The sequence below is a fragment of the Vitiosangium sp. GDMCC 1.1324 genome, from assembly GCF_003044305.1.
GTDB lineage: Bacteria > Myxococcota > Myxococcia > Myxococcales > Myxococcaceae > Archangium.
The window spans coordinates 132,153-150,499 of sequence record NZ_PZOX01000010.1 but is presented as its reverse complement, the minus strand read 5'-3'; the positions used below and the strand labels follow the sequence as shown (position 1 = coordinate 150,499).

Genomic DNA, 18,347 nt, shown 5'->3' with positions numbered 1-18,347 from the left:
CGCCGGACAGTGCGAGCTGATGTCGCAGAGGTATCGGCGCTGCGCGGACCTTCACCGCCTGCCCCAGGGTGCTCTCAGGTAGGGCGCGCACGGTGCCTGCCCACGGTTACAGGCGCCAAAAACCCGCGCGCGCACCGTCCGTCCTGCGCCAAGTGGGGGACAACGTGAGTGAGTTTCTCGGACGGTGCGCGCGTGGGTGCTTTCCAGGCATTGCAGAACCGATGCCACGTGGATTCAGAGGAGGGGAGTCTCATGTGGTGCATCGTGGAGTCCGAGGAATGAGACGGTGTGTCCGGAGCGCGAGACGGTATGTCTGTTCCGTGGGACGGTTGCGGCGTTAAAGAGGGGCGCATGACCGCTGGGAATGGGACGCGAAGGGATATGCAGGCCGCTGGGAGCTCGTTGCAGGACGCTCGGGTCCGGGGCGTGCTGGAGCGTCTCCACCGCTCCGCACGGGGGGACCTCTTCAGGCTGCCTCGGGCGGTTGTAGGGAATGCTCTCACCCAGCTGAGCGGTCGGCGCCTCACGCCGGAGATGCGCAGCCGGGCGATGAAGGACGTGTACATCCCGATCAGCGCCGAGCAGGGCAAGTTCCTCTACCTGGTGGCACGGTCGATTGGCGCCCGGACGGTGGTGGAGTTCGGCACCTCGTTTGGCATCTCCACCCTGTACCTGGCCGCGGCGGTGCGCGACGCGGGCGGTGGCCGGGTGATTGGCTCGGAGCTCGAGGAGAGCAAGCAGCGGCAGGCGACGGCGAACATGGCCGAGGCCGGGTTCTCGGACCTGGTGGAGGTCCGGCTCGGAGATGCGGTGAAGACGCTGGCCACTGTCGAGGGGCCCATCGATCTGGTGTTGCTCGATGGGTGGAAGGACCTCTACCTGCCGGTCCTCCAGGTGCTGACGCCGAAGCTGCGCAAGGGGGCGGTGGTGCTGGCGGACAACATCTTCACCTTCCGCAAGGCGCTCAGGCCCTACGTCGAACACATGCAGTCAGGGCGCAATGGCTTTCAGTCCACCACGCTGACCATCGCCGACGGCTTCGAGTACTCCGTCTACGTGGGCGAATAGCGGCGTCGGCGCCTACAGCACGCCTCAAATGCTCGCCCCTGACGTTCCGTTCGAATAGCGACGGGGGAAGAGCGTGACAAGATTCAACTCGCCCAGAAGTTCCTCCGTTGTCGTAACAAGCAGAGGCGCAAGGAGTGAAGGAATCGAGAATACGATGCCCTGGTATGCCGCGCATGTCGTGCTCTATCACGAGTTCAGGGAGGGACCTCAGGAGGAGTTCCCGGTCATGGAGAACGTCTATCTCATCCAGGCCGAGACCGATGATGAGGCCTTTGCCAAGGCCGAGAAGCGTGGACGTTCCGACTGCACGGACGATGAGAGCTTGCGCGTCAATGGTCGGCCCGCCCGTCTCGTTTTCGGTGGCGTGAGAAAGATCATCTCCTGTGCCGCCGATCCGGAGAAGCCTGGCCCCTCCACGGTTGAAACCCTCGATGATGGTGTCGAGGCGACGTACTCGTTCCTGGTTGTCTCCAGCCGGCAAGAGCTCAATGCCTTGATCAAGGGCGAGCCCGTGCGTGTGCTCTACGAGGAATGAACTTCCTCGTGGGCCGGCCCTTCAATGCGGCGCCTACAGCACGCCGCGCGCCTTGATGTCGAGGTAGCGATTCACCGCGGCGAGGCTCAGCTCATCCGGCTGCACGTCGAGCATCTGCACGCCCCCGGCGCTCACCCTGGCCTTGAGGACCTCGCGGTCCGTGAGCAGCTCGCTGGCCACGGCCTGCTGGAAGGCCTGCTCGGCCCCGGCGGGAGGCGTGCGCAGCAGATTCGCCAGCGCCGTGTCCCGCACGGACAGGCACAGCGGGACGTGCCGTCTCGCCAGCCGGTGCAGCGGTGCCACCATCGTCGAGGCCTGCTCCTCGTCGAGGAAGTCCGTGAACACGCACAACAGGCTGCGCCGCGTGAGGCGCACGTTCAGCTCCTTGAAGAGCGCCAGGTAGTCCACATACGTGAGGCTCGGCGTGGTGGAGTAGAGCGTGTCCAAGATCTTCCGGTACTGCATGCGTCCCGCCGCCGGAGGCAGGTACGCCTTCACCCCGTCCGCGAACACCGCCAGCCCCACCCGGTCTCCGTTGCGCACCGCCACGAAGGCCAGGAAGAGCGCCGCGTTCACGGCGTGGTCCAGCTTGGTGAGCCCGTCCACCTGCGCCGCCATCGAGCGGCCCGCGTCCACGCAGATGAGGATGGACTGCGAGCGCTCGGACTCCATCACTCGCGTCACCGGCCTCGTGCGCCGGGCGGTGGCCTTCCAGTCCACCTCGCGCACCGAGTCTCCCTGCGCGTAGTCCCTCAGCCGTGCGAACTCGCTGCCCCGGCCGTCCCGGCGCAGTTGCCGCAGGCCCAGGTTCACCAGGTCCAACGCCGCGCCGGAGAGCAACAGGCGGCTCGCGCCCCGCAGGTCCGGGAACACCGACACGCTCTGCGCCGCGGGGAAGCGCCGCTCGTGGAAGACGAGCCCCAGCGGCCCTCGCACCCGCACGTTCACGTCCCCGAAGCCGAACTTGCCCCGCTTCGCCGGAGACACCCGGTACACCCAGCGCGTCTGGCTGTCCGGAGTCAGGTGCAGCGGGGCCTCCTCGGGCGTGGCGGTGAAGGACTCGGGCACGTCGTCCCGCACGCGCACGTCCACCGCCTGGCCGCCCCGGTGCACCAGCAGCAGCTCCACCTTGTTGGGCGCGCCCACGGACAGACGGGCGGGCAGCTTCCGGCTCACCTCCAGGCGCACCCGGCGGGCCATCAGGAAGTCCAGCGCCGCCAGCACCAGGGCGAGCGCGTCCAGCACCAGCACCATGCCGCCGAGGCCCGGGAAGAATCCCGCCGCCATCATCGGCACGGCCAGCAGGCACAGCAGCACCCACAGGCGCCCGGTGGGAATCACCGGGGGACCTCGACGGACTGCACCACCTCGCGCAGCACATCCGAGGGCGTGGCCCCGTCCAGCTCCGCGTCCGGCGACAGCAGCAGGCGGTGTTTGAGCACCGGCCCCGCGAGGAAGCGCACGTCATCCGGTGTGACGAAGCCCCGGCCTCGCAGCGCCGCCAGCGCCTTCGAGGCCAGCAGCAGGTGCACGCCCGCGCGAGGTCCCGCGCCCAGGCGGATGCGGCTGGAGGTGCGCGTGGCCGCTACCAGCTTGCGCACGTACGCGAGCACCGGCGGCTCCACCGTCACCTCGTTGAGCGCCGCCCGTGCCGCCAGCAGCCCCTCCTTCGTCACCGCCGCCCCCACGCCCGCTCGCGCCAGGTCGCCCGCGTCGAAGCCCCGGTGCACCGACGCGAGGATGGCGTCCTCCTCCTCGGGCGCCGGGTAGCCCACGTCGATCTTCAGCAGGAAGCGGTCCAGCTGCGCCTCGGGCAGCGGGTAGGTGCCCTCGGACTCCACCGGGTTCTGCGTGGCGAACACCGTGAAGAGCGGCGAGAGCGCCAGGTTCCGGCCCTCCAGCGAAACGCCCCGCTCCTGCATGGCCTCCAGCAGCGCGGACTGCGTCTTGGCGGGAGCGCGGTTGATCTCATCCGCCAGCAGCAGGTCCGTGAAGATGGGGCCTCGCACCAGCACGAAGGACTGGCTCTTCAAGTCGAAGATGCTGGTGCCCAGGATGTCCGCGGGCATCAGGTCCGGGGTGAACTGGATGCGTTTGAAGTCCGCGCTGACGCTGCGCGCGAGCGCCTTGGCCATCAGCGTCTTGGCCACGCCGGGCACGCCCTCCAGCAGCACGTGGCCACCGGCGATGAGCCCGACGAGCATCAACTCGAGCGGCTCGTCCTGGCCGACGACAGCCTTGCGCACCTCGGAGAGCACGCCTTCTCGGATGGCATGGGCGGCGGCCACGGCGTTGCCGGCGGGAGAGGTCGAGGCGGGGGCGAAGGGGGACGAAGTCATGACTCCTCGTGGGTCGAAGCAAGGGGCGCGCGCTCGGGCGGCCCGGAAGGATGGATGCGCTGGCGCAGCGTCGCGGCGCGCGTGGCCAGTTGCTGCAAGTCACTCTCGCCGGACACGGACTCGGCGTTGCGGACCACGGCACGCAGGCCGTTGGCCAGGTCCTCCCGCCCGCGAGCGGCCAGCCCCTCGGCGACGTTCTTCGCCGGAGCATGGGGTGGCATTCCCGCGTGCAGGGCCAGCTCCTGGGTGAGGCCTCGGGTGATGAGGCCGGCGGCGAAGGCGTGGTGGCGGCCCTCTCGGTACAGGCGGCTCATGGCGAAGAGGGCATCCGTGGCTCCCACGCGCGTGGACTCGGGCGGCGGACGCGGCCGGCCGAAGCGCTTGAGGGCCACCGCCCACAGGCACAGCCCCAGCAGCAGTTGCGCCACCGCGAAGTGCAGGCCGTAGCGGCGCGCGAAGTCCACGATGGAGCGCTCGTTGGTGAAGCCGTGGTGGTGCTCGTCGAACTCAAAGGGCCCGGGGCCCAGCGCACTCAGGGCACTCAGCCAGAACTGCGCGTTGTCCGCGCGTCCGAGCGCCTGGTTCATCGCCAGCTCCGGCGCGCCCACCACCAGCACCTTGCCCGCACCGTAGGGCACCACCGCCGCCACCGTCATGTCCAGGGGCTCGTCCTTCAGCACCGGCACCGCGCCCTGCTCGGGCAGCGTCAGGTAGGCCTGCACCTTCGCCTCCACGCGCTCCACTCCCAGCGTGTACGGACTGGACAGGGGCGGGACGAGCGTGCGCATGGGCAGCGAGGTGTCCGCCTTGAAGAGCTTCACCCCGAGCGCGTCCAGCAGCCGGTTCTCCTTCGAGCCCCAGGGGACATAGATGAGGTTGCTCCCCTCGCGGACGTGGTCGAGCAGCTTCTCCGTCTCGGAGTCGCTCAGCTCGGGGACGTGCAGCCGGTTGAAGCCGTGGCGGGGAACGTCCTCGTCCTCCAGCGTCGAGTCCTTCTCGGCGGCGAGCGCCGTCTGGTCCGGATCGTCCTCGCGCGCGCCCTTCACCTCCACCGCGAGCAGCACCAGGGGGTTGGTGCCGTGGAGGATCTGCAGGTCCGTGGTGCGGCGGGAGACGGGCAGGCCACTCTCCTCGGCCAGCAGGTAGAGGCCCCGAGCCCCATCCGGCTGGGCGCGCCAGGTGGAGAGCGTGTCGGCGAAGCCGCCGCGGGCCGCGCCGCGCACGAGCCACGTGCCCATCACGGCGGTGACGAGCAGGCCGCCCACCACCAGCAGCGGGAAACGGTCACGCACCGGAGGCCTCCTGCGTGGCGGGAGTGGACAGCATGGGGGCGCACAGCGCGCGGAAGTCACGGTAGCCGTCCGCGCCCACCGGCAGGTTGCCGTACCAGGCGAAGTCGAAGCGCAGCGTGAGCTCGCGGAAGGGAGGCAGCCACTCGCGGTGGCTGCGGAACTGACGCAGGTAGTCCCAGTTGCTCAGCGTGGTGTCGTAGTGGATGACGCCCTCGCGGTGCAGGCGCGAGAGCAGGGCGAGGTACAGGCCGCGCACCGCCTCGCGGTACTCGCCCCGGGCGGCCAGCTCGTCGGCCAGGTGGGCCCAGCTCTCGGGAGGGCGGGAGAGGGCGTTCATCGGATCCGCCGCCAGCGCCGCCGCGTCCTGTGTGCTCACCTCGAGCTGCTGGTTCTCGCCAGCCTTCTTGTCCTTGCCGAGCGCGCGCAACAGCACCAGCGCGAGCACCACCAGCACCCCGGCGATGAGGACCACCACCAGCACGTTGGCCACGCCCTGGCCGCCTCCCGGGACGGCGGGGGTCGACCTCACGGGGTCGTTCTCGTCGCGGCGGAAGAGCTTCTCGAGCAGCTCCGCCAACCACTTGAGGAAACGCTGCCAGGCACCGGGGGGCTCCTCCTCCTTGGGAGTCTCTCCCTTCGGGGCCTCGGGATCGGGCACCTGGAACTCGGGCCGCGACAGGATGTCCCGGGCGCGGGCCTGGCTCGCCCGGGCGTCCGCCTGCTGCTTCTCCAGCTCCGCCGTCTGGGCCGCCAGCGTGAGTCCCTGCTCGAGCCGCTCCACGGCCTCGCAGTCCTCGTTCTCGTACACCTCGTGCTCCACGTCGCGCACGAGCCGTTGGAGCTTCTGGGCCTCGGACTGGCTCAGCGAGGTGAGCGTCCGCTTCCACTCCACTGTCTCGGAGTCCTCCAGTTCACACGCCCCGGCCAGCTCTTCCACGCGCTGCTGCAGGGCCGCGCGGGAGACGGGCGCCTCGGACTGCTCGGCCCGGGCGGGCGTGGCGAGCAGGCAGGTGCCCAGGAAGGCGAGCAGCACGAGCGCCGCGCTCCGGGCTCCCGTGCCAGTGGCCGGGCTCCGGGAGGGAATCTGCTGCACCGCCGCGAGCAGATCCAATCCCTCCTGGCGCACCCGCCCGTCCACCAACAGCAGCGTGGCCGTGGCGGCGCGCAGGGGCTCGAAGAGGGTGAAGGTGACGGCTACCAGGAAGACGACCCAGGAGGCGTTGTCCAGCGAGGCGAAGCGCTCGGCGAAGGTGAGGTCGATGCCGATCAGCTTGCGGCCCACGTAGAGCAGGGTGTTGGCCCCGATGTGGAGGTTGAAGAAGACCAGGAGCTGCACCAGCAGCAGGATGCGTACGCCGGTGGCGCTCGCTCGAGCCGGGCCGAGCATCTGCGAGCACACCCCATACAGACCCAGGGGGCTGCCCTTGCCCTGAAGGGTGACGGCGTAGCCCACCAGGTGTGCGGACAGGAACAAGAAGGCGAAGCCCAGCGAGAGGCCGAGCGTCAGCAGGTTGAAGGTGAAGAGGTACGCCACGGCGCACAGGAGGCTCGGGGCGCGGGCCAGCGCGGCGCGCAGCGAGGCCCATGCAGTGGGCTCTCCAGTTCCCTGGCCGAGCACCAGCTCCTGCACATGGTGGCAGGCGGCGCCCTGGAAGAGGCCGCGGGCCAGCCAGGCCAGGGTGAACCACAGCGCGGGCAGGGCGAGCGAATGACGGTGGCTCACCGCGTCCGTCAGGTGCAGCAGGGCGGCGGTGACGAGCGCCCCGCCGGGCAGGGTGAGGGCCCACACGCCGGAGCTGCGCACGCACACGCGCAGGCCCGCGTCCAGAATGGCGATCGCCCCCCGGGGGCGCAACTCGAGCGCGGAGATGGCCATCTCAGAGCCCCGACGCCATCTGCGCGAGCAGCAGGACTCCGCCGTACACCACGGCGGCGCCGATGAGGGCCAGCAGCACGTTGCTCACGCTCCATTCCCGGCGCTCGGCCGGCCCTTGCAGCGCCTTCAGGCGCTTCTCGAGGCAACTGGCGCACCGGTTGACGCCCTCGAACTGCGTGGTGCACTCGCGGCAGATGACGCGGCGGCACTCCACGCAGATGCCCAACCCGGTTCGCTCCGGGTGGTAGTGGCAGCGGCCCGACCCCTGAATCATTCGCGCAGCCTACGCAATCCGGGGCCGCTCGTGCCAGCGGGTCGCGAGCGCTACTTCACCGGGAAGTAGCCTGTCTGGGTGGCGATCTGTTGACCCTCGGGCGACAGGGCGTAGTCGATGAAGGACTTCTCCACGCCGGAGGCCTCCTGGGGCAGGTAGAAGTAGAGGCCACGCGACAGCGGGTAGGTGCCGCTCTGGATGTTCTCCGCGGTGGGGGCGACGGCCTCGCCCTGGGGCTCCTTCTTCACCTTCAACTCCTTGACGCCCTTGGCGTAGGCGGCGCCGCCGTAGCCGATGCCGTTCTTCTCCTGGGCCACCGCGTGCACCACCGCCGCGGTACCGGGCAGCGTCTGGGCCCGCACGGTGAAGTCCTCGCCGCCGAGCACCTCGTCCTTCACGAAGACGTAGGTGCCCGAGGAGTTCTCCCGCGAGTAGACGACGATGGGGGCGTCCTTGCCGCCCACGTCCTTCCAGTTGGTGATGTCTCCCAGGTAGATGCCCTTGAGCTGCGCGATGGAGAGGGTGTCCAGGGGGTTGCTCTCGTGGACATAGAAGGTGATGCCATCGCGGGCCACGGGGAGCTCCACCGGGCCGTGGGGCTCGCGCTGCCGCAGCTTCTGCTTCTCCGCGTCCTTGATGGGGCGGCTGGACATGGCGATGTCCGTGGTGCCGTTGATGAGCGCCGCGATGCCCGTGCCCGAACCGCCGCCCGTCACCTGGATCTTCGCCTCGGGGTGGGCCTTCATGAACCGCTCGGCCCAGCGCTGGACGAGGATGACCAGGGTGTCCGAGCCCTTCACTGTCATGGTCTCCTGGGGCACCTTGGGGGCACCCTGGGGGCTCGGCAGGCCCGCGTCCTCTCCAGCGGACCCGGTCGGGCGCCTGCACCCGGAGGCCAGGGTGACGAGCCCGAGGGTGAAGAGCAGGGAGAGCACCGTTCTCAATGACACCACCTGGGGCCGGGCCCCGGTTCGAGGACATCCCCGAGGATACACGGTGGGTCGCCTCTCTGGCGGGCGCGAGGGCATGGCTTTCCGGTTCCATCCGCTTGAAGCGCCCTTTCGCGGGCTCCATTTTCTTCAGGACGGGGAGTGAGGTGCACGGCGATGCGGGGGAAGCACGGAGGCGGTTTCCGGGTCGCGAGGCTCTTCGGGCTGGGGCTCTGGGGAGCGGGAGTGCTCCTGGGGGCGGGGAGCGCGAGGGCCCAGCAGACGGGCGGGGGGGACACGGGCCAGGAGGAGGCGGCCACGGGGGCGTTGGCCTGCTTCAAGCGGGCGGAGCGCGAGGTCTCACTTTCCGAGGAGCAGGCGCTCCGGCTCTGCCAGGGGGCGGCATCCGTGGAGCCGGCCGAGTGCTACATCGCCAGCCAGTCTCCCGGGGTGTTCCTGGAGCCCGAGCAGGCCATCGAGCTCTGCCGCTGTGCGACGTCCACCGAGCCGGCGGAGTGCTTCCAGCGGGCGGACCATGAGACGACCCTGGATACGCCGCAGATCCTCCAGCTCTGCAGCCCGAGCCTGAACTACGGGCTGCTGCAGGACTGCCAGTCGAGCTTCCTGCCGACGCGGCCCTGGCTGGTCCCGCACATGAGGTGAGCGGGAGTCCATGTCCCTCACCCAGCCCTCAGAGGTTGAGCTCCAGGGTCGCGAAGACGCGGCGGCCCTCCATCCGGTAGTCGAAGGGGAAGTCGCCGGTCTTCACCAGGTAGCGCTCCGCGTCGAGCAGGTTGGTGACAGAGAGCCCGGCGCTGGCCCAATCGGTGAGCTGCACGCGGGCGTTGAAGTCCAGCTGTACCCAGGCGGGCACATTCATGGACCTCGCCTCGACGAAGAGGGGCGTCACCCGATCCGCGTCCCGGCGCCGCACGGCTCCCTGGTACTGGGCTCGTAGCGCGAGGCCGAGCCGTTGCCAGCGGTAGTTGATTCCCGCCCTGGCCAGATGGGCGGGCGCCCAGGTGAGGCTCCCGGAGCCATCCGCTCCATCGAGCAGGTGCACGTAGCTGTAGTTGCCGAAGGCGCTCCAGCGGCCGCGGCTGCCGAGGTCCAGCTCCGCCATCAACTCGGTCTCCAGGCCCGCGTTGCGCTGGGTGAGCTGGTTGGAGACGTTGCCCGTGTCGTCGTAGCCGTAGCCGATGAGGTTCCTGTACTGCGAGTGGAAGAGGGTGTTCCGCCAGCTCAGCTGGGGGCTGATCCTCCAGTCCGCGCTGAGCTCGAGGGTGGTGACCTGCTCGGGGCGTATCGATTCGACGGTGGACTGCACAATCCACGTGTTGAAGCCGAAGAGCTCGCTCGTCGCCGGAGCGCGGAAGGCGCGGCTGGCCTGGGCCTTGAGGCTCAACGCGGGGCTGGGGGTGAACACCAGCGCGAGCCGGGGACTGAGCTGGTCGTACCGCTTCGAGCGCGGGGGCTGCTCGGTCTGCCACGGGTCGACGTACTGGAAGAACTTCAGGTCGTAGCGAAGCCCCGCGGTGAGCGAGAGGGGCAGATTCAGCAGCCGGGTCCAGCTCAGCTGGGCGTAGGCACCCACGTTGTGGTTGGGCCGATCGAGGATCGGCGCATAGACCGGGCCGAGCTGCACCCGGGTGGGCATGGGAGGGGGGTCCTCGGCGGTGCTGGTGAGGTCGGCGTTGCTGTAGTGCTCCTGGTCGCCCCGGTACAGGATGGCGGAGTACTCAACGCCGCCCAGCAGGGTGAGGGGCTCGGCGGGCTTGAACGAGAGCTGGAGCCGCCCGAAGAGCTCGTCCAGCGCGTACTTGGCCACCTCGGTCACCCCGGAGGGGTAGTACCCGTCGAGCGCTCCATCCGGGTAGAAGCGCACCTGGTTGTCGTATTCGTGCCGCTGGTACTTGAGCACATACTCCTGCTCCACCCGGCCGCCGGGCTCGGAGTGATAGCGCAGCACCGCGATGTGCCTGCGCTCGCGCATGGTCCCGTCGGAGTCGGGTGCCCAGTAGAGCCAGCCGTGGCCGGTGCTGTAGTCCCAGTCCTGCAGGTGGTACTGCAGGGACAGCCCCTCCAGGTGCTTGTGGCCCTCCAGCTTGACGAAGAGGTAGTCGCTCCCGTGGCGGTCCCGGATGAGGAAGCGCTCGAGCGTGCCCGAGCCGTCAACCCGGCCCGAGCCGTCGGAGGACAGGTAGGAGAACCCGTCGGTGCGCAGGTGCTGGAACCCGACCACCGCGGAGACATGCGGGGCGGAGGTGGCCGCCACCACTTCCACGCTCGCGGTGCCGAGGTTGCCCACGAGCAGCCGGGCCTCGCTGTTGACCTCCAGGCGCTCGTTCTCGCTCAGCACCCGGGCCGAGGAGATGGTGTTGAGCGCCACCACCCCGTTGATGGCACTGGAGCCATAGAGGGCGGAGCCGGGCCCGCGGATGATCTCCACGCTCTTCACCATGAAGAGGGGCGTGATGTCCCAGGTGAAGGCGGAGCCCGCCTCGTTGTCGTTCATGGGGACGCCGTCCACCAGCAGCAGCAGGTGGTTGTTGTTCCACCCCTCCTGGAGTCCCCGCGCCCCCACCACGGTGCGCTCGAAGTCGTGCGAGGGGAAGAAGCCGGGTTGGCTGAAGAGGATGTCGTCGAGGGTCCTCCAGCCGAACTGGCGGATCTGCTCGCGCGTCACCAGCGAGACCACGCCGGGCGCCTCCCGGGCCGTCTGGAGTTGTTTGGACGGGGTGGACAGCTCGATGCGCAGCAGCTCGTCGAGGGACAGTTCGTGGGACCAGAGCGGCTCCCCTTCGGTGCTCGCGGGAGCCTCCTCGGTGGGAGGGGACTGGGCGGCGGCGAGGCTCGCGCACAGGGTGAGGGTCAGCAGCAGCGTGCCCGGACGTGGGACACGGGAGCGGAGCGAGAGGTGCGGCATGGGTGTCTCAGCCGGTGGGCGCGAGCGTGGGTGGTGGGTTCTGGCCCTCAAGCAGGACGCGGAGCCGCTCGCGCAGGGCCTTCATGTCGAGGGGCTTGCCCAGCGCCCGCTCCTGGTGCTGCTCGAGGAAGGCGCGCGTCACCTCGGTGAAGGCTCCGCCGGTGATGAAGATCACCGCCTCCGCTTGTGCGGGGCTCGTGCGCTGGAGCTCGGTGAAGAACTCCATGCCCGTCATCTCCGGCATCATCAGGTCACACAGGATGACGTCGAACGGCGGGCCCTGGCGCACCCGGGACAGCGCCTCCCGTGCGTCCGTCATCACCAGCACCTCGTGTTCGCTGCCCAGGGTCCTACGCAGCGCGGCTCCCACGAGGGGCTCGTCATCCACCACCAGGATGCGCGCCCGCTTCAGCTTCCCGGGCGGAGCCGTCTCGCCGGGCCTCTTTCTCTCCACCGGGGTGGCGGCGGGCGGGAGCACCACCGTGAAGGTGCTCCCGTGCCCCGGTTCGCTCTGGACCTCGATGAGCCCGCCCAGCCGGGTGACGATGCCCTGGCAGACGGACAACCCGAGCCCGGTGCCCACGCCCACGGGCTTGGTGGTGAAGAAGGGGGTGAAGAGCCGGGCGCGGACCTCGGGCGTCATCCCGCTGCCGGTGTCGGTGATGGCCACCCGTGCCCGTCCATCCTCGCCCGTGCGGAGGGAGACACGGATCTCATTCTGGTCCGCGGCGCCCGGCTCGATGGCATGCGCGGCGTTGATGAGCAGGTTGAGGAAGACCTGGGCGAGCCGCACCTCGTTGGCCTCGACGGGTGGCGCGGACTGGTTGTCGCGGACCAGCCGGGCCCGGTGGCGGATCTCATTGCCAGCCATGTTGATGGCGGCCTCGAGGGTATGTGAGAGATCCGTGGGCTCGCGCTTGTCGTCGTCTCCGGCCGAGAAGGACTTGAGGCTCTGGACGATATGCTGCACGCGGGCGCAACCCTCGCGGGCCTCGTTGAGGGCACTGAGGACCTCTTCCCAGTCCTCCTCGTCCTCCAGGGGGCGGTGGTCCGGGGCGTCCTTCCGGGCGAGCTGCCGCAGCTCCGGGAGCTCCCGGAGCGCGAACTGGACGTTCGCGGTGACATAGGCGAGCGGGTTGTTGATTTCGTGCGCCACGCCGGCGGCGAGCGTGCCCACGGAGGTGCGCCGGTCGGCGACGATGAGCTGGTCCTGGGCGCTGCGCAGCTCGCGCACCTGGGTCTCGATGAGGGTGCGTTGCTCGTAGAGCCGGTCCAGCATGCGAGAGAACGCCGCGGCCAGGGTGCCCATCTCATCGCGCCGGGTCAGGTCGAGCTCGCTCCGGGCCTCGTGTTCGCCCTCGGAGATGCGCAGGGCCACATGGGTGACGCGCTTGAGGGGCCTCACCAGCAGCGTCCCCAGTCCGAAGGCGGCCAGCACGCCGATGGCGAGGATGAGCGTGGAGATGCCGGCGGCGAGCTGCTGCGTCTGCAGGCTCTCCTGCCGCAGTCGGGCGAGGCTGAATCCCAACAGCAGCGTGCCCCGCTGACCCCCGCGGGTCTGGATGAGGATTCGCGCGAACACCACCTGCCCGCGGATGAACGTCTCCTGGGATTCGTCCAGGGGTTCGCTGGGCGCGAGCTCCGGGTGCCAGGCGGCCAGCGGCATGCCGTCCTCGCGCAGCAGCAGGCCGAAGAGGGCCTCGGGGCTGGAGGCGAGCGTCTCCAGGTGGCGCTGTCCATTGGCCGCGTCCCCGAAGTCGAGCGCGGGCTCGGTGGCGCTGGCCAGCAGCCGGGCGATGACCAGGGTCCGGTCGAGCATCCAGCGCCGCGCCTGATCATCCATGCGCGCGGGGAAGAAGAGGAGGAAGAAGACGGAGAAGGCCGCGAAGAGCAGGACCACCAGGGAGACCAGCCGGGCCCGCAGCGAGAGGTGACGGGGCTCGATGTTCATGGAGTCCTCCGGGTGGGCTCGACGAGCTGCGAGAGGCTGAGCAACCCGGCGTCGAGGTCCGCGCCCTCCGCGCGAGCCGCCGAGAGGTGCACGAGGATGATGGGCGAATCGCCCTGCCGGCCGAGCCCGATGGCCAGACCCTGCTCGAGCTCGGTCCTGTCCCCGGTGAAGGAGAGGATGGACAGCTGTCGCGTCACCCGGGCGATGCTGTCCGTGTAGGCCGTGAGCCCCTCGCACGCGTAGAGCGCCGCCACGCGAGCCCGGGAGAGCTCCTCCTGGAGTTGCGGTGGATCACGAAAGCCCACGCGGATGATCCGCACCGGCCGTCCCGCGATGGTCCTCCCGCGGGAGACCGCCTCCAGTGCGCGGGCGAGCTCCTGGCCCACGTTCTCCGAATCTCCATTCCCTTCCAGGTAGAGGACGGCGACGGTCAGGGGCGGAGGCGTGGTGTTCATCCGCCGGTCGTAGGCGAGGATGCGCACCAGCAACGAGGCTTGAAGGGTGGGTGGCAGTCCCTCGGCTCGTGAAGCCCCGCCGATGAGCAGCACGAGCAGCACGCTCAGGGCGCTCAGCCAGGGTTGCCGTACTTCCCGGCGGGGCCTCCTCCAGGACACGGTGCCGTATGACTGCTGCATGGGACTCCCCCCACCTGCGACTTATCCAGTATTCACCTCTTTCTGAGAATTCGCATCAGGGGGGGTCCAGGTGTGACTCCGGGTGTTGGTTTTCATCGAATCAGGGGGTGCTCGCGGAAGCGGCTGACACGGTTTGTCCGTTCTGCAACGGACGCCGATGCGGGAGGTGGGAGGTTTCCCGGTGGGGTGAGGCGTCAGGTCCGCTAGAACCGTCGCCCCCGAGCAGGGGAGGAGAACGGAATGGACTTCATCGGACAGCTTTCGCAGCAGCTTGGCGTGGACTCGAACCAGGCGCAGGGACTCGCGGGCTCGTTGCTGAAGCTGGTGCAGGGGACCGTGCAGGAGAAGATGGGGCCGCAGGCGGCGGACCAGTTGGGCCAGGCCATCCCCGAGATGCAGGGGTGGCAGCAGCAGGCGGAGGCGCAGACCCAGCAAGGAGGGGCAGGAGAGGGGGGCGGGCTGATGGGGGCGCTGGGAGGGCTCGGCGGGCTGCTCGGAGGGCAGGGTCAGTCCGGGGGTGGCGGGCTGATGGGGGCGCTCGGTGGCGCCATGGGGCAGGCGGGCGAGGTGGCGGGGTTGGTGGCGCTGCTCCAGCGCTTCAACCTCGATGCGGGCAAGGCCTCGCTGGTGGCGCCGTTGCTGCTCAACTTCCTCAAGTCCCGGCTCGATCCGAAGCTGGTGGGCGGCATCCTCGCGGTGATGCCGATGCTCGCCAACCTGGGCGGTGGAGGAGGCACCACGCCGGAGGGTGGGGGCTCCCAGGGCGGAGGCGGAGGACTGGGCGGGCTCCTGGGCGGACTCATCCGCTGAATGATCCGTCGAGCGTTCATCCAGGAACTGGGCAGCGGGCGGATGGAGCCGGAGATGAGGGATCTGCTCGCCGGGCTCCAGGAGCGAGGCATTCCCGCCGAGTTGTTCACGGCGAGGCGCATCGAACGGCGCCAGTTGCCCCTGGACCGGGAGACGCTGGTCGCGGGTGACGTGCCCTCCGTGCTGGGGGCGTTGGCGCAGCTGGGTATCGAGCCGCCGCCGACGAACGACTACCCGAGGAGCCTCGAGCCCTTCCTGCACCGGCGCTTCTGGACGAGCACCGTCCGGGAGTTGACCGCCGCCGTCGAGAATGGCTCGGGGCCGCCGGTGTTCGCCAAGCCGCTGGGACGCAAGAAGCGATTCACCGGTCACGTCTTCGGCGGCTACGACGATCTGCTCTTTCTGCGCAGGGCATCGCTGAGCACGCCCATCCTGTGCTCCGAGGTGGTGCGGTGGCTCAGCGAGTACCGGGTGTTCGTCATCCAGGGCCGCATCGTGGGCATCCAGCACTACGCGGGAGACCCGGCCCTTCGCGTGGACGAAACACGGGTGGAGCAGGCGGTGCGGCTGATGGAGGACGCGGGCGAGGGGACCTCGGCCTACGGGGTCGATTTCGGAGTCCTGGAGGACGGCCAGACGGCGCTCGTCGAGTGGAATGACGGCTTCGCGCTGGGCTCCTACGGGCTGGACAGAGCGCTCTACACTGAGCTGACGCTCACGCGCTGGGCCGAGCTGACCGGGGGAGCGTCCTCCCGCAAGGCCTCGCGCGATCTTCCCGGTTGACCGGCTCGACCCACCGCGTCACCTTGCTTGCCCACGACCATGAGCAACCCTGACGGAGAGCTGCCCGCGGAGGCAAAGGCCATCATCGCGGAGGAGGAAGAGCTCCTCCGCCGCGTGCTCGCCTCGGTGGAGGCCGCGCGGCACCGGGGGGCCAGCCGCAACCAGGAGACGCAGGGGCTGGTGGCCCAGTTGCAGGTGCTGCGCGACGAGGCGGCGACCGCCCCTGTGGCGGACCTCCCGCACCTGTTGCACCAGATGAACCAGGCGCGAGCCCTCCTCGAGCGTCAGGAGACGGCCCTTCTTCCGGAGGTGAGTGCTCCGTACTTCGCGCACCTGCGCGTGGATGGACCCACGGGCATCCGGGACTACCTGTTGGGCCGGACCAGCTTCGCCGACGCCTCCGCGGACGTACGCATCATCGACTGGCGCTTCGCTCCGGTGGCCCGGGTCTTCTACCGCTATGGGGAAGGGGACTCATACGAGGAGTACTTCGGCGAGCGGCTGTCCGAGGGCACCGTCGAGGTGCGGCGGTTGGTGGTCATCGATCGCGGCCAGCTGACACGCATCCAGTCCGGCATGCTCGTGCTCGCGCGCACCGCCGAGGGCACGTGGCGGATGATGGGCTCGGGGCCCGCCTCCCAGCTCACGGGCGGCGGAACGGGGACGGCGGTGCGTCCGGGGCAGCTCGGGGTGGGGGAGGGCATCACCCGGCGCGAGGGCATGCTCGACGTGACGGCGATGCTCGATGCCGAGCAGTTCGAGGCCGTGAGCGTGGCCGCGGACGAGCCGCTGCTCGTCCTGGGGAGCGCGGGCAGCGGAAAGACGACGGTGGCCCTGCACCGGCTTGCGAAGATCGCCTTCGACGACCATGCGCGCTACCCCGAGTCCCGGATGAAGGTCATCGTCCCCGAGGAGGGCCTGGCGCGGCTCTCCCGGCGATTGCTCGCGCCACTGGGCCTGGGCAAGGTGTCCGTCGAGACGCTCGATGGCTGGGCGGCCACGGCCGCGCGGGTCTCGTTCGGCGCCAAGGCCATCAAGCAGTGGGAGGACACGCCGCCGCTCGTGTCCAAGCTCAAGCGCCACCCGGCCCTGCGCCGCGCGCTCGCGGCCCGGCTGGGGGTTCCCCGGTCGTCGTCCGCCACCTCGCTGTCGCGCCTGCGCAAGCGGCTCGCGGAGATCTTCACGGATCGGCGCTTCCTGGAGGGGGTCGTCGCCCACTCGAACGGAGACCTGCCGCTCACGGCCGTGGACGAGACGGTGCGCCACACGATGCTGCAGATCGCCACGCCGCTCGCGCAGGAGCTGGAGGGCGTGGACCCCGAGCGCCTCCAGACGCTGGATGGCAAGTCCCTGGAGAGCGACACGCCCGACGAGCTGGCCGGCACGCTGGACTTGGAGGACCTTCCGCTGCTGCTGTTCCTCCGGGCCCAGGCGGGGAGCCTGGGGGCCGTGGGGCGGCTGGTGCACGTCGTGCTGGACGAGGTCGAGGACTTCTCCCTCGTCGAGCTCTTCGTGGTGGGCAAGCTGCTGGGCGAGGCGCGCAGCTGCACGCTCGCGGGCGACGAGATGCAGCAGACCTCGACGAGCTTCGCGGGGTGGCCGGCGGTGCTCGCGGAGCTCGGTATCCGCGACGCGGCCACGTGCCGGCTCCAGGTGTCCTACCGCTGCCCGAGGCCCGTGACGGAGCTGGCGCGCAAGGTCCTGGGCTCGCAGGCCACCACCGCGGCGCCGCAGGCGGGCCGGGAGGGAGCGCCCGTGGGGCTGCACCACTTCCCGGACGAGGCCCAGGCGTACCTGTTCATCGGCGAGGCGCTGAGGGACTTGATGGAGCGTGAGCCCCACGCCTCCATCGCCGTCATCGCCAGCGGCCCCGAGCAGGCGCGGACCTTCCACCGGGTCGTCGCGGACATGTCCGCCCGCCTCGTGCTGGAGGGCGACTTCTCCTTCGAGCCGGGCGTCGACGTGACGGACGTGGACAACGTCAAGGGGCTCGAGTTCGACTACGTCGTCATCCCGGACGCGACAGCCTGGGCCTACCCCGCCCATGACGAGGCGCGTCGAAGGTTGCACATCGCCATCACCCGCACCTCGCACCAGCTCTGGGTTGTTTCCGCCGGAGTCCGCTCGCCCCTGCTCGCCGGAGCGTGAGGGCCCCCCGGGGAGGGGGCGAGTACCGGCCCTTGAGAAAATCGTTGTGACCGGATTTGAACAATTGTGGCAGAATGTGGGTGATGATGGAGGACCGCCCACAGCTGCTCGCTCGGCTGGCCAGATGCAGGCCTGAGCATCTGGTGCCCGGGATGTTCCTGGGAGCGGCGCTCGAGTCGGCGGAGGCTCGGGGGACCGAGGTGGCGGAGCTCGCGCGGAAGCAGATCTCCGATGGGGGGCGGCTGGTGGAGAACTACCGCTACCCGGTGGCCTGGATGCTGGGGATGCTCGACGTCATCGGGCAGGCCGCGGTAGCCCGGGGTGGAGACTACGGTGAGGCCCTCTTCCAGACGGGGCGCGAGGCGGGGCTCTCCTATGTCCGCACCTCCGTGGGACGCATGCGGGCCCTGGTGGCCTCCGCCTCGGGACTGCATCGCACGCTGGAAGGCATCCCGAGCGCGGCCGCGTTGGCGGTGAACTTCGGCGAGGTCTCCTACCGCCGGCTGAGCCCCAACTCGGGCGAGCTCGTCTTCAAGCAGGACCTGATTGGCATGTCCTGGAACACGGGCATGGTGGTGGCCAGCACCTCCGCGGCGCTGTCCCTGGGCCGGAATGAGCTGGAATTCGAGGCCATCCCGACGGACGCGGATGCCAGCAGTTTCCTGCTGCGTATCAGCTGGTAGGGCCCCCTTTCTCACTGGCGGTTCCCAATCCCTTCACCACGGGCGACGTGTGGCCGCGGTTGCGGGTCGTGTATTTCCCGCCAGCCTCAAACAGTGAG

General features: G+C 69.7%; 16 protein-coding genes. 7 read left to right on the top strand and 9 right to left on the bottom strand.

The annotated features are described in order from the left end of the window. Positions 1-549 precede the first annotated feature (549 nt). Positions 550-1,068, top strand: a complete 519-nt coding sequence (locus DAT35_RS27980) for an O-methyltransferase (RefSeq protein WP_233261753.1) — start codon at positions 550-552, stop codon at positions 1,066-1,068. Between the two features lie 154 nt (positions 1,069-1,222). Then, a complete protein-coding gene (locus tag DAT35_RS27975) occupies positions 1,223-1,603 on the top strand; it encodes a DUF4288 domain-containing protein (protein ID WP_108070568.1) in 381 nt (126 codons plus the stop codon). A gap of 33 nt (positions 1,604-1,636) precedes the next feature. Here DAT35_RS27975 and DAT35_RS27970 read toward each other — a convergent pair whose 3' ends face one another. Genes DAT35_RS27970 through DAT35_RS27945 form a run of 6 tightly spaced genes read right to left on the bottom strand, consistent with a single transcriptional unit; the run spans position 1,637 to position 8,328 of the window. Continuing rightward, positions 1,637-2,944, bottom strand: coding sequence for a DUF58 domain-containing protein (locus DAT35_RS27970; protein WP_108070566.1), 1,308 nt, complete (start codon positions 2,942-2,944; stop codon positions 1,637-1,639). Next, a complete protein-coding gene (locus DAT35_RS27965) occupies positions 2,941-3,942 on the bottom strand; it encodes a MoxR family ATPase (RefSeq protein WP_108070564.1) in 1,002 nt (333 codons plus the stop codon). Before DAT35_RS27965 ends, DAT35_RS27970 begins: the two co-directional genes overlap by 4 nt. Then, entirely contained in the window at positions 3,939-5,234 is a 1,296-nt protein-coding gene (locus tag DAT35_RS27960) for a DUF4350 domain-containing protein (protein WP_108070562.1), read from the bottom strand. The genes DAT35_RS27965 and DAT35_RS27960 overlap by 4 nt, the downstream gene beginning before the upstream one ends. Next, positions 5,227-7,110, bottom strand: a complete 1,884-nt coding sequence (locus DAT35_RS27955) for a DUF4129 domain-containing protein (RefSeq protein WP_108070560.1) — start codon at positions 7,108-7,110, stop codon at positions 5,227-5,229. The genes DAT35_RS27960 and DAT35_RS27955 overlap by 8 nt, the downstream gene beginning before the upstream one ends. Position 7,111: 1 nt before the next feature. Beyond that, complete coding sequence (locus tag DAT35_RS27950) at positions 7,112-7,384, bottom strand: hypothetical protein (RefSeq protein WP_108070558.1); 273 nt, start codon at positions 7,382-7,384, stop codon at positions 7,112-7,114. Between the two features lie 50 nt (positions 7,385-7,434). Beyond that, on the bottom strand, positions 7,435-8,328 hold the full coding sequence (locus DAT35_RS27945) for a phosphate ABC transporter substrate-binding protein (RefSeq protein ID WP_255415214.1): 894 nt from the start codon (positions 8,326-8,328) through the stop codon (positions 7,435-7,437). Between the two features lie 162 nt (positions 8,329-8,490). Here DAT35_RS27945 and DAT35_RS27940 point away from each other — a divergent pair, with 162 nt between their 5' ends. Next, the gene (locus tag DAT35_RS27940; RefSeq protein WP_108070554.1) at positions 8,491-8,976 is read left to right on the top strand and encodes a hypothetical protein; all 486 of its coding nucleotides are present in this window, start codon (positions 8,491-8,493) and stop codon (positions 8,974-8,976) included. Between the two features lie 28 nt (positions 8,977-9,004). Here DAT35_RS27940 and DAT35_RS27935 read toward each other — a convergent pair whose 3' ends face one another. Genes DAT35_RS27935 through DAT35_RS27925 form a run of 3 tightly spaced genes read right to left on the bottom strand, consistent with a single transcriptional unit; the run spans position 9,005 to position 13,825 of the window. Further along, the gene (locus tag DAT35_RS27935; RefSeq protein WP_108070552.1) at positions 9,005-11,239 is read right to left on the bottom strand and encodes a TonB-dependent receptor; all 2,235 of its coding nucleotides are present in this window, start codon (positions 11,237-11,239) and stop codon (positions 9,005-9,007) included. Between the two features lie 7 nt (positions 11,240-11,246). After that, positions 11,247-13,190, bottom strand: a complete 1,944-nt coding sequence (locus tag DAT35_RS27930; RefSeq protein ID WP_108070550.1) for an ATP-binding protein — start codon at positions 13,188-13,190, stop codon at positions 11,247-11,249. Further along, positions 13,187-13,825 (bottom strand): YfiR family protein, encoded by a 639-nt coding sequence (locus DAT35_RS27925; RefSeq protein WP_108070548.1) that lies wholly within the window; start codon positions 13,823-13,825, stop codon positions 13,187-13,189. The genes DAT35_RS27930 and DAT35_RS27925 overlap by 4 nt, the downstream gene beginning before the upstream one ends. Positions 13,826-14,065: 240 nt before the next feature. Between DAT35_RS27925 and DAT35_RS27920 the strand changes: the two genes are divergently transcribed. The 4 genes from DAT35_RS27920 to DAT35_RS27905 all read left to right on the top strand — a co-directional run bounded on the left by DAT35_RS27920 (position 14,066) and on the right by DAT35_RS27905 (position 18,249). After that, complete coding sequence (locus DAT35_RS27920) at positions 14,066-14,635, top strand: DUF2780 domain-containing protein (RefSeq protein WP_108070546.1); 570 nt, start codon at positions 14,066-14,068, stop codon at positions 14,633-14,635. Further along, entirely contained in the window at positions 14,636-15,418 is a 783-nt protein-coding gene (locus DAT35_RS27915) for an ATP-grasp domain-containing protein (protein WP_108070544.1), read from the top strand. It begins immediately after the preceding gene. A 39-nt stretch (positions 15,419-15,457) separates the two neighbouring features. Then, complete coding sequence (locus DAT35_RS27910) at positions 15,458-17,566, top strand: ATP-binding domain-containing protein (RefSeq protein ID WP_108070542.1); 2,109 nt, start codon at positions 15,458-15,460, stop codon at positions 17,564-17,566. An 83-nt stretch (positions 17,567-17,649) separates the two neighbouring features. Next, positions 17,650-18,249, top strand: coding sequence for a DUF2378 family protein (locus DAT35_RS27905; protein WP_158501905.1), 600 nt, complete (start codon positions 17,650-17,652; stop codon positions 18,247-18,249). Positions 18,250-18,347 lie beyond the last annotated feature (98 nt).